The sequence below is a fragment of the Pseudomonas sp. Sample_20 genome (assembly GCF_004307585.1).
GTDB lineage: Bacteria > Pseudomonadota > Gammaproteobacteria > Pseudomonadales > Pseudomonadaceae > Aquipseudomonas > Aquipseudomonas atacamensis.
In genome coordinates, this window is record NZ_RCOA01000107.1 from 1 (window position 1) to 9,051 (window position 9,051).

The 9,051-nt window shown below is 62.1% G+C and carries 11 protein-coding genes; 3 read left to right on the top strand and 8 right to left on the bottom strand.

Annotation, left to right across the window (positions count from 1 at the left end; translation table 11 throughout):
- Nucleotides 1–290, top strand: a 290-nt coding sequence (locus D8U70_RS21350) for a DUF6124 family protein (protein ID WP_130929664.1), incomplete at its 5' end; no start/stop codon positions are given.
- A 110-nt stretch (nucleotides 291–400) separates the two neighbouring features.
- Here the strand turns inward: D8U70_RS21350 and D8U70_RS21355 are convergent.
- From D8U70_RS21355 to cpaB, 8 genes are read right to left on the bottom strand one after another with little or no spacing between them, the layout of a single operon-like run.
- Nucleotides 401–673 carry a DUF3613 domain-containing protein gene (locus D8U70_RS21355; protein ID WP_130929665.1) on the bottom strand — a complete coding sequence of 91 codons (273 nt, stop codon included), beginning with the start codon at nucleotides 671–673 and terminating at the stop codon, nucleotides 401–403.
- A 9-nt stretch (nucleotides 674–682) separates the two neighbouring features.
- Nucleotides 683–1,405, bottom strand: coding sequence for a tetratricopeptide repeat protein (locus tag D8U70_RS21360; RefSeq protein WP_130929666.1), 723 nt, complete (start codon nucleotides 1,403–1,405; stop codon nucleotides 683–685).
- 23 nt (nucleotides 1,406–1,428) lie between these two features.
- On the bottom strand, nucleotides 1,429–2,313 hold the full coding sequence (locus D8U70_RS21365; RefSeq protein WP_024011441.1) for a type II secretion system F family protein: 885 nt from the start codon (nucleotides 2,311–2,313) through the stop codon (nucleotides 1,429–1,431).
- A gap of 1 nt (nucleotide 2,314) precedes the next feature.
- Nucleotides 2,315–3,199 carry a type II secretion system F family protein gene (locus D8U70_RS21370; protein ID WP_122508648.1) on the bottom strand — a complete coding sequence of 295 codons (885 nt, stop codon included), beginning with the start codon at nucleotides 3,197–3,199 and terminating at the stop codon, nucleotides 2,315–2,317.
- 17 nt (nucleotides 3,200–3,216) lie between these two features.
- On the bottom strand, nucleotides 3,217–4,485 hold the full coding sequence (locus tag D8U70_RS21375; RefSeq protein WP_024011443.1) for a CpaF family protein: 1,269 nt from the start codon (nucleotides 4,483–4,485) through the stop codon (nucleotides 3,217–3,219).
- The gene (locus D8U70_RS21380) at nucleotides 4,482–5,672 is read right to left on the bottom strand and encodes a pilus assembly protein (protein WP_122508649.1); all 1,191 of its coding nucleotides are present in this window, start codon (nucleotides 5,670–5,672) and stop codon (nucleotides 4,482–4,484) included. Before D8U70_RS21380 ends, D8U70_RS21375 begins: the two co-directional genes overlap by 4 nt.
- Nucleotides 5,669–6,886, bottom strand: a complete 1,218-nt coding sequence (locus tag D8U70_RS21385; RefSeq protein WP_073471824.1) for a type II and III secretion system protein family protein — start codon at nucleotides 6,884–6,886, stop codon at nucleotides 5,669–5,671. Before D8U70_RS21385 ends, D8U70_RS21380 begins: the two co-directional genes overlap by 4 nt.
- 20 nt (nucleotides 6,887–6,906) lie before the next feature.
- Entirely contained in the window at nucleotides 6,907–7,848 is a 942-nt protein-coding gene (cpaB, locus tag D8U70_RS21390; protein WP_130929667.1) for a Flp pilus assembly protein CpaB, read from the bottom strand.
- Nucleotides 7,849–8,186: 338 nt separating this feature from the next.
- On the opposite strand from cpaB, the gene D8U70_RS21395 reads away from it, so the two are divergent.
- Both D8U70_RS21395 and D8U70_RS21400 read left to right on the top strand, forming a co-directional pair.
- A complete protein-coding gene (locus D8U70_RS21395; protein ID WP_041480746.1) occupies nucleotides 8,187–8,393 on the top strand; it encodes a Flp family type IVb pilin in 207 nt (68 codons plus the stop codon).
- A 70-nt stretch (nucleotides 8,394–8,463) separates the two neighbouring features.
- Nucleotides 8,464–8,871 carry a response regulator gene (locus D8U70_RS21400; protein ID WP_130927031.1) on the top strand — a complete coding sequence of 136 codons (408 nt, stop codon included), beginning with the start codon at nucleotides 8,464–8,466 and terminating at the stop codon, nucleotides 8,869–8,871.
- The last annotated feature ends 180 nt before the right edge of the window (nucleotides 8,872–9,051 follow it).

Genomic DNA, 9,051 nt, shown 5'->3' on the forward strand with positions numbered 1-9,051 from the left:
TGGTGAAAAACCGCGAAGCGATAAAACGCGCGCTCGATTTCTATCTCTGCCCCGAACCCGCAAAACCGCACCCGCCCAGCACGCTGTTCATGGTGGTGCCCAATGTCGATACCGAAAGCCTGTTGGCGCATGCCTGTGAGTCGCTGGCGTCAGCGAGTGCGATGGCGAGTAATTTCGCTGGCGAGTTGAGCGGGTTTCAGCGCAGCACGGCGTTGGCGATTCAGCAGATTGTCATGCTGGCCGAGCTGGCGGTGAATCGAGCGCTGGATCGGGTTGATCCGCAGAACTGACCTGCGACCGCGTTATCGTTCTTCGCGAGCAGGCTCGCTCCCACCGAAAGCACGCGGTCGACTGTGGGAGCGAGCTTGCTCGCGAAGGGGCCTTTAAGCGCACCAACAAACTAATTCTTGCTCTCGATCTTCCCGCCCGCATCCGGATCGTAAAAATCCGGAATCTCGTACTGGTATTTCTTCAGCCAGCGCTGCATCGCCAGTTCGCGTTCGGTGGCTGTTGCACTCTGAGATTTCGGCGAGGCGGCTTTGTTGCGGCTTTGCAGGACCAGCCAGCCTTCGGTTTCCTGTTGTTGCGCCGAGGCCGGGCCGGTGTCGATGGCGTGGGCGCTGAGGGACAGGGTGAGCAGGGTCAGGTAGCACAGGCCTTTGCGGAGGGTCATGGCTGTCTCCTATTCGAGCGTCGGCGGTAGCGGGTCGATGAAGGCGGCGACGCGGTCGCCGGGTGTGGCCTTGGCGTGGGCCGGGGCTTTGAGTTTTTCCGCGCGTTGCTGCGCTTCGGTGAATTGTTCCGGGGTCAGTTTCGAGCGGCTGACGATTTCCGCGGCTTGGGGCCAGTCGTTCTGGTAGAGCAGCAGGGTGACCATGTTCAGCGTCGCCAACTGATTGTTCTGGCTCAGTTCGATGGCGGTGAGGAATTCGAATTTAGCCTCGTTGAGGCGCAGTTGGTTGAGGTAGACCACGCCGAGGTCATTGCGGATTTTTTCGTCGGTGGGCGCCAGGCGCGCGGCGCGTTGCAGGTGGGCCTGGGCCTGGCCGTTGTCGCCACGGGCGGCGTAGACCTGGCCCAGGCCATGTTCGGCCTGGGCGGTGAGGCAGCCGCCGAGCAGGCTGCGGTAGAGCGGCTCGGCTTCGCTGCGACCGAGCAGGCGATAGACCTTGGCTTTGCGCAGGCGCACTTCGCTGAGGTTATCCGGCAGGCTTTGCAAGTTGGCGAGGCTGGCGTGGAGCTTGCCGTCGCTGGCCAGATCATCGGCGAGGTTCAGCGACAGTTCCTGCTCCGACGTGAGTTTGCTGCAGCTGGAAGGCGACAGCAGCGAGGTCCACGGCGCCTGGCCATCCGTGGCGCAGCCGCTGAGCAGCAACAGACTTGCCATGACTATCAGTACTTTCATCAAACGCTCTCCATGAGCCAAGGTCAGTTTGCGAACGCGCGGGCAATGGCGGTGAAGCCCGGGCCGGCCAGTACGATCAGCAGGGCGGGAAACAGAAACAGCATCATCACCACCGACATCTTCGCCGACATTTTCGAGATGTATTCCTGCAGCCGGGTCAGGCGTCGGTCGTCCAGTAATTGCTTGAGCGCCAGCAGTGATTTCATCGCACCGCCGCCCTGGTGGATCAGTTGCTGGAGGATCACGCAGGTGTCGGTGAATTCGTCCACCGCGAGCATCACCGCGGTCTTGTTCAGCTCCTGACCCAGCTCCAGACCCGAGTCGACGCGGCTGAGGATCAGGCGCAGTTCGCTGGTCAGCTCCGGCAGCAGTTTCTGCGCTTCGACGCTGAGCACACGCAGCGCTTGTTCCACGGCCATGCCGGATTCAAAGAGGATGCGCAGCAGCGGAATGAACGTGGAGATTTCCACGGCGATGGTTTTCTGTCGGCGGGCGGCGGCGTAGGCGAGCAGGCGTTTGGGCAGTAGATAGCCGCCGCCCGCAGCGAACATCGGCGCCATCCAGCGGTGGCTGGTCTGCGGGAAAAACACTTCCTGCAAAAAGATCGCCAGCCCCAGAGCGAGCAGCGGCGTGCCGATCTGGCAGGCGGCGAAGAGCGCGCGTTCGTTGGCGCGGCGCCAGCCGAGGCGGCCGAGCAGGGTCTGGGTTTCGCTGTCGATGCTCACCGAGCCCCGGCCGAAACGGCTGTTGCCCAGTGCGCGCAGCCAATGGCCGAAACGGTTTTCCCGGACCAATTGGCCATGCAAGCGCTGATGCACCTGACGCACGCGGCGGCGCTCGGTGAGCAGGTGATTGCCCAGCAATAGCAGCGAACCGAGGAACAATAACAGCGCGGCGAGCCAGACCATTTCAAACGCTCCGCAACATGCGCCACAGCGCCAGACTGCCCAGCACCTGCAACGCGGCGGCGCTGAGCAGCATGGTCTGGCCGCTTTCGTCGTGCCACATGCCGAGCATGTAGCCGGGGTTGGTCAGCATGAAGTAGCTCACCAGAATCAACGGCAGCAAACCCAAAACCCAAGCGGTCATGCGCGTTTCCCCGGTCAGTGCGCGCAACTGCCGCGCGCCCTGGTCGCGCTCGCGGATCAGTTTGATCAGATTCTCCAGCAGCTCACTGGCATTGCCGCCGTAGCGGTGATTGACCTTCAGGCCGAGGGCGAACATGCGCAATTCGTCCTGCTCGTAGAGTTCGGCAAAGTCGCTGACGGCGTCAGGCAAGTTCACCCCCAGTTGCACGTTGCGCTGTACCCGGCCCATGGCCGCTTTCAAGGGATCTTCACTGGCCTCGATGCCGCCCAGCACCGCATCGCTCAGCGTGCGCCCGGACTTGAGACTGCGCACGGTGTGGTCGAGCAATTGCGGCAGTTGTTCGATCATGCGGCGGATCCGCCGTCGGTAGCGAATGGCGATGTACAGCCGCAACGCCACGGGCGGGACGAGCAACATGATCAGCAAACCAACCCAGCTCCCGAGCAGAAATCCCAGGCCCATGGCCGCCGCCCACAGGCTCAGCCACAGACCGAAACGCTCGCTCGGCCGACCCAGTCCAGCACGTAAAAACATCCGTTCCAGTCCCACCCACCTGGTCTGCTCGACGGCCAGTTGCGGTTGCCCGGCGGCGAGTCGATTGAGGACTTTCTCCGTCGCGGTCTTGCGCAGGCCTTGCAGGAACAGATAGATCGACAGCCCCAGCAGCATCAGGCAAATGGCGATGAGAATGATCGGTCCCAGCATCTGCATGCTCCTCGCGGTCAGCCCAGGTGAGCGTCGTGGCGCAGCTTGTCGCCGGCCGGGTTGACCGCTTCGCGGACAAAGCCAAAGCCCGTGCGGCGGTCGAGGCGGAACAGGGTGTTGGTGACGTAGACGTCCTCGCGGATGCCGACCACTTCCACCACTTCACTGACGCAGCGCCGACCGTCGGGCATGCGTGTCAGTTGAATGATCACGTCGAGGGCGGCGCAGATCATCTGGCGCAAGGTGCGTTCGGCGATCGAGCGCCCGGTCAGCCCGACCAAAGTCTCCAGACGCAGCAACGCGTCCTGGGCATTGTTGGCATGCACGGTGCTCATCGAACCGTCGTGGCCGGTGTTCATCGCGGTGAGCACGTCGACCACTTCGACGCCTCGGATCTCGCCAAGAATGATCCGGTCGGGACGCATGCGCAGGGCGTTGCGAATCAGGTCGCTGGCCTTGACCTCGCCATGACCCTCGGCATTCGGCGGACGGGTTTCCAGACGCACCACATGCGGATGGCCGAGTTGCAGTTCGGCGACGTCTTCGATGGTCACCAGCCGCTCGTGCGGGTTGATCAACTGGCTGAGGATGTTCAACAGCGTGGTCTTGCCGGTGCCGGTGCCGCCGCTGATCAGGATGTTGCAGCGCCTGCCCACGGCGTTCTGCAGGAATTCGAAAATCGCCAGATCGATGGTCTGCATCGCCATCAGGTCGGTGCTCTTGAGCATGTCCTTGCGGAACTTGCGGATCGACAGGCACGGGCCGTCGAGGGCGATCGGCGGGATGATCGCGTTGACCCGGCTGCCATCGGGCAGGCGCGCATCGACCATCGGCGAGGACTCATCGAGGCGGCGCCCGAGCGGCGCAAGAATGCGCTGCATGACCCGCTCGACGTGATGCGCATCGATAAAACGCAGATCGCTTTGATGCAGTACGCCGTCGCGCTCGATGAACACCCGGTGCGGGCCGTTGACCAGAATCTCCGTCACCGACGGGTCGCGCAGCAGGACTTCCAGTGGGCCGAATCCGGTGAGTTCGTCGACGATTTCCTCGCCCAGGCGCTCCATCTCGTAGCGCGAAATCGCCAGGTGCAAGCGCGCGATGTATTCGGCGACCTTGTCGGTGACGAACTGCGCCAGTTGCTGGCGTGAACCTTCCAGCAGGTTTTTCCCTGACTCTTCGATGGCGTCGATGATGTAGCGGTGCAGGACCAGTTTCAGGCCTTCGTGATCGCTGTTGCCGATCGCTCCGCGTGGCGTCGCGCCAAAGAGTTTTTCTGCGCTCATGAGTGGCCTCGCAGACGATCGAACCAGGTGACTTTCGGTTTGCTCAGACCTTCGGAACGCTTGGCCAGACGCTCGCCGAGGGCGCGCAGGCTCTGGGTGAGTTTTTCCCGGGGCGCCAGTTCGAAAAGGCTGACGCCCTGATTTTTCGCGTTCAGGCGCACGTCGGGACTGAAGGCCAGCACGGCGATAACTTCCAGATTGAAGGTCTTGCCCAGGGTCTCGGCATCCGGCGCGACGTTGTTCAGGTAGCGATCGATCAGCAAGCGCCCGTGCTCGAGTTTCATGCCTTTCTCGCGCCACTGGTTGAGCACGGCGAGGTTGCGTCGGCAGTTGAGGACGTTCTGGTCGGTGTACCAGAGCAGTTTGTCGCAATGGCTGACGAAGGTGCGCAACGCTTCACTGTCGGCCTGCCCGGTGAGGTTCACGACAATGTGCTGGAAGTGCTGGCGCAAGGCGCTGAGCAGCATGTACAGCTCGGCGGCGCTGGTGGTTTCCAGCGGTTCGTCAGTGTTGGCATAGGCAAGAATGCGCAGGCCGTGGTCGGCGCTGGTGAATGCGCTGTCGATCAGCGTCGCGTCGAGGCGGCGCAAATGACGCAGGGCATCGCCGAAGTGAAACGAACTCTCCAGCCCCAACAACGCGAGGCTGTCGCCACGGGGCAGGCCGAGATCGAGCAGCAAGGTTTGCTGGCCGCTCTTCTGCACCACCATGGCCATGTGATTGGCGAGCAAGGCACCGTCGGAACTGCTCTGCACGCCGTACATCACGGTAAGCCCGCCGAGCTGGGTATTGGGCGCAACGGCCGGCAAGCGCTTACTCAGGCGCCGCACCAGCCCGGCAACTTCGCTGGAACGCGAGCCATAGGCGACAAAATCCCGCGCACCGGCGCGCATCGCATTGAGCACAAGCTGATTGTCCATACCGTCGCCGAGAGCAACGATCGCCAGCATCGGCTTGGCTTCCAGCGCACCTTCGATCAGCGCGCTCTGCGCCACGACATGCTCGCGGTCGAGACCGACGAAGACCAGATTGGCGAACGTTACATCGACCAGCGCGAGCAGTTCGTCGAGGCTGCCGGCACCGGCGCTGATCACCTGGCCGAGTGGCGCGAGGGCGCTTTGCAGCCATTCCAGATCGGTGCTGTTGCGGGTGATGGCGAGGAAGGTCTGACTGAGATTCTGGTTCATTGCGACAACCCGCTGCGCTTGTCGAAGTTGCCGTTCTCAAGGAAGAACATGCGATAGAAGTTCGGGTCGTAATTGCGCAGTTTCTCCCCCGGCAACGACGGCAGGCGCGCATCCGCCGCCAATGGCTGGACCAGATGCGGGGTGACGATCATCAGCAGTTCGCGCTCTTCGCGTTTGATCTGCGAACCCTTGAAAAACGCGCCGAGGATGGGAATGTCGCCCAGGCCGGGAAACTTGTTCACCTGCGAACTGTTGGTGGTGCTGATCAAACCGCTGATGACGAAACTTTCGCCATCGCCCAGCGATACGCTGGTATCGGTGCGGCGGATGGTCAGCGCCGGAACGGTGGTGCCGGCGATGTTCACCGCGTTGGCAAAATCAAGTTCGCTGACCTCCGGGGCGACCTTCAGCGCGATGCGGTCGCGGCCGATGATGGTTGGCGTCAGGGTCAGGCGGATGCCGAATTCCTTGTACTCGATCGACACGCTGTCGCTGCCGGAACTGGGCACCGGAATCGGGATTTCCCCGCCGGCCAGGAAGCTCGCACTCTGCCCGTTCAACGCCACCAGACTCGGCCGCGCCAGGGTGTAGGCGAAGCCGCTGGTTTCCAGGGCGTTGATGATCGCCATGGTCTTGCCGCCGACCCAGGAGAAATTGAACAGCGAGTTATCCACCGGCAGGCGCGGCTGCGGCACGCCGTCAATCGGTGGCAGCGTGCCGGGCGAACCGAACAGGAAATTGCCGCGCGTGCCGATCAGCGACGCCGTGGCTTCCTTGAGTTTGGTGCGGCTGACTTCGACGAAGCGGATGTCGGTCTGCACCTGCGATGGCAGGGTCGGATCGTCGGACGGCACGCTGCTGGTCAGCGCCGTGGTCGCCGCGCCCTGGACGAAGACCATGGCTTGCTGCGGCTGCGCCGAGCAGGCGGTCCAGACCATCAGGCTGGTCGCGCCGGGGCCGACGCCCGTGAGCAAAAAGGACGAACCGCCATTGGCATGCACGTCGGCAATTTTCGGATCGCCCACTGCCAGCCGAGTGATTGCCACCGGTGACTGCATGTCTTGCTGGAAGCCTTCACCGATCTCGATCACCGAGGGCAGGCGCGGCAGTGCCGAGCAATTGCCCACCGCCGCGAGGGCGGTATCCATCGTCAATCCCAACAACAGCAAGGCCCGGAGCGCCGGTTTCAATGTCGGTCTGAGTCGACTCTGCATGCACGTGAATCCTTGCGCAGTCATGGGGTTTGTTGGCTGATCTGGTTGCCGCGAATGATTTCCACCGCAGGCCTGGGCGCCGCGCCGGCACTGGCGGTGGCAGGTGCTCTTTGCGCGCTGCCCAGGGCGAGTTGAGTGAACTGAAAAAGCTGGCTGTTGGCGCGATCCAGGTGCGCGGGCGATTGCGCTTCGCCGGCCCAATATTTGGCCAGCCGCTGTTCTTCGCTGCTGCGCACCGCGAGGCGCAAGGTGCCGACTTGAGTGGCAAGCATCAGGCGGCTGAGCAGTTGTTCCGGCACCGCCAGCACCACGGTGCGTGCGGCGATGCGGCGCTGGTCCTGTTTGAGTTTTTCTTCGGCGCTGAGGCTCGGCGATGCCGGTTGGCCGTCGTTGGTCAGGCCGTACTGATCACCGATCCCGAGCACGCGCAGGGCCGGAACGGCGATCTGCGCCGACTGCTGCAGATTGCTCGCGTCCTCGCGCAGATACAGCAGCACGTCAACGTAATCGCCCGGCAGCAACTGCCCGGCGGCACCGATCACTTCATCGACGGCCACGGTCAGTGCGCGCTCGTCGCGGCGAATCATCCGCGCCAGCGCACCGCCAGCCTGGAAGCTTTCGTCATTCAGCCAGGTGCCGGCGCTGAGGTGGCGCCAAGGCGTGCGGCCGACTGCTTGTTCAATGCTGGTCAGGCTGCCGGCCGGCGCGCTGCGCAGTTTTTCCACGGTCACATCGGCGGCGGTCAACGGCGTGAACGGCGCTACATCATGGAGCAGCACTACTACCGGTTGGCGGGTCTGGTCTTCGGCAATCGCGACAGTCTGTTCAATGCTGACCGCTGGGGCGACGGGCGCCTCGGCGACCGGGGCCGGCTGACGACTGAGCACCAGCCCCCAGTAACCGACAAAAACCGCGCCGAGCAACAGCAACGCGGCTAGGCCCATGGTGACGCGACTGTTCATGACGGCTCTCCCTTTCCTGCTGCACAACCGATTGCATTTGCTTGCGAAAGGCGGACTGCTTCGGCAGCTATGAACATGCAACTATTTCGCTATTTCCAAGCTAGCTGATCCAAGCAAAAGCGCCATTAATGACAGGCGAAATAACCGTACCAAAGTATGAATCTGGCCAGTTAACAGCCGGAAACGGCGGAAAAACGATGGGATTAATGCTTTGTGATTAATGCGTTCTTACAGTTGTTGGGCGGGGGTTTGTTGACAATGCTCAGGTGGCACGGTGGAACCTTGCCGCGGTGGTGATGTCGGCGCCAGAGGCGCGAAGGAGTGGACCTATGTTTCGTATGACTTTTGATTATGTGATCGCCAAGGCTCGCGCGTTTGCCCGCAGTGAAGAGGGTGCTTCGGCGATCGAATATGCGATTGTGGTGGCGATGGTGGCTGTGGTGGTTGTGGCGTTCGTCACTCCGCTTGGAGACAGGGTCTTGGCGATCTTCAACAATATTCTGACCTCGCTCGATGGTACGGCTGTGACTCGGCCAACGCCTTGATCTTGTGAATACTGCACCTGGCTGATATCGCACTACACTGGATTTACCTTTCAGTATTCAGGTATTGCCTATGAACGCGTCTTCGTCGTCCCGCCAACAGCTGCTTCTGGTTGATGATGAAGAAGACGCGTTGCTGGAATTGGCGGAGTTGCTGGAGGGGGAGGGGTTTGTCTGTCATACCGCGACGTCGGTGAAGCTCGCGCTGCATCATCTGACCCGGCATCCGGATATTGCTCTGGTGATTACTGATCTGCGTATGCCGGAGGAGTCGGGCATGTCGTTGATCAGGCGGTTGCGTGAGCATACGTCGCGGGCGCATTTGCCGGTGATTGTGATGTCGGGGCATGCGGATATGGAGGATGTCAGCGATATGTTGCGGTTGCAGGTGCTGGATCTGTTTCGCAAGCCGATTTATCACGTGAGGTTGTTGGAGACTCTCGATAATTTGTTTCCCAAGCCTCGGGTTGGGGCTGGGTGAACTCGGCGGCCTTTGGGCCGACCGTGTTCTTGGGGGGGGGGTGAATATCCGTTGCTGCGGGTGTGGCGGCTGGCGGTTTCGCCCTTACGGCGAGTCACCTTTTTCAAACGCCAAAAAGGTAACCGAAAAGGCTTGCTCCTACGTTCGGCCCTCGCAGGCTCGGGTTCCTTCGCTGCGGGA

What these genes read in the sequence shown, in the direction of transcription:
- D8U70_RS21370 (WP_122508648.1), bottom strand. Translation starts at nt 3,199, where the DNA reads ATGCTGGGACCGATCATTCTCATCGCCATTTGCCTGATGCTGCTGGGG.
- D8U70_RS21360 (WP_130929666.1), bottom strand. Translation starts at nt 1,405, where the DNA reads ATGAAAGTACTGATAGTCATGGCAAGTCTGTTGCTGCTCAGCGGCTGC.
- D8U70_RS21355 (WP_130929665.1), bottom strand. Translation starts at nt 673, where the DNA reads ATGACCCTCCGCAAAGGCCTGTGCTACCTGACCCTGCTCACCCTGTCC.
- D8U70_RS21365 (WP_024011441.1), bottom strand. Translation starts at nt 2,313, where the DNA reads ATGGTCTGGCTCGCCGCGCTGTTATTGTTCCTCGGTTCGCTGCTATTG.
- D8U70_RS21400 (WP_130927031.1), top strand. Translation starts at nt 8,464, where the DNA reads ATGAACGCGTCTTCGTCGTCCCGCCAACAGCTGCTTCTGGTTGATGAT.
- D8U70_RS21380 (WP_122508649.1), bottom strand. Translation starts at nt 5,672, where the DNA reads ATGAACCAGAATCTCAGTCAGACCTTCCTCGCCATCACCCGCAACAGC.
- D8U70_RS21395 (WP_041480746.1), top strand. Translation starts at nt 8,187, where the DNA reads ATGACTTTTGATTATGTGATCGCCAAGGCTCGCGCGTTTGCCCGCAGT.
- cpaB (WP_130929667.1), bottom strand. Translation starts at nt 7,848, where the DNA reads ATGAACAGTCGCGTCACCATGGGCCTAGCCGCGTTGCTGTTGCTCGGC.
- D8U70_RS21375 (WP_024011443.1), bottom strand. Translation starts at nt 4,485, where the DNA reads ATGAGCGCAGAAAAACTCTTTGGCGCGACGCCACGCGGAGCGATCGGC.
- D8U70_RS21385 (WP_073471824.1), bottom strand. Translation starts at nt 6,886, where the DNA reads ATGCAGAGTCGACTCAGACCGACATTGAAACCGGCGCTCCGGGCCTTG.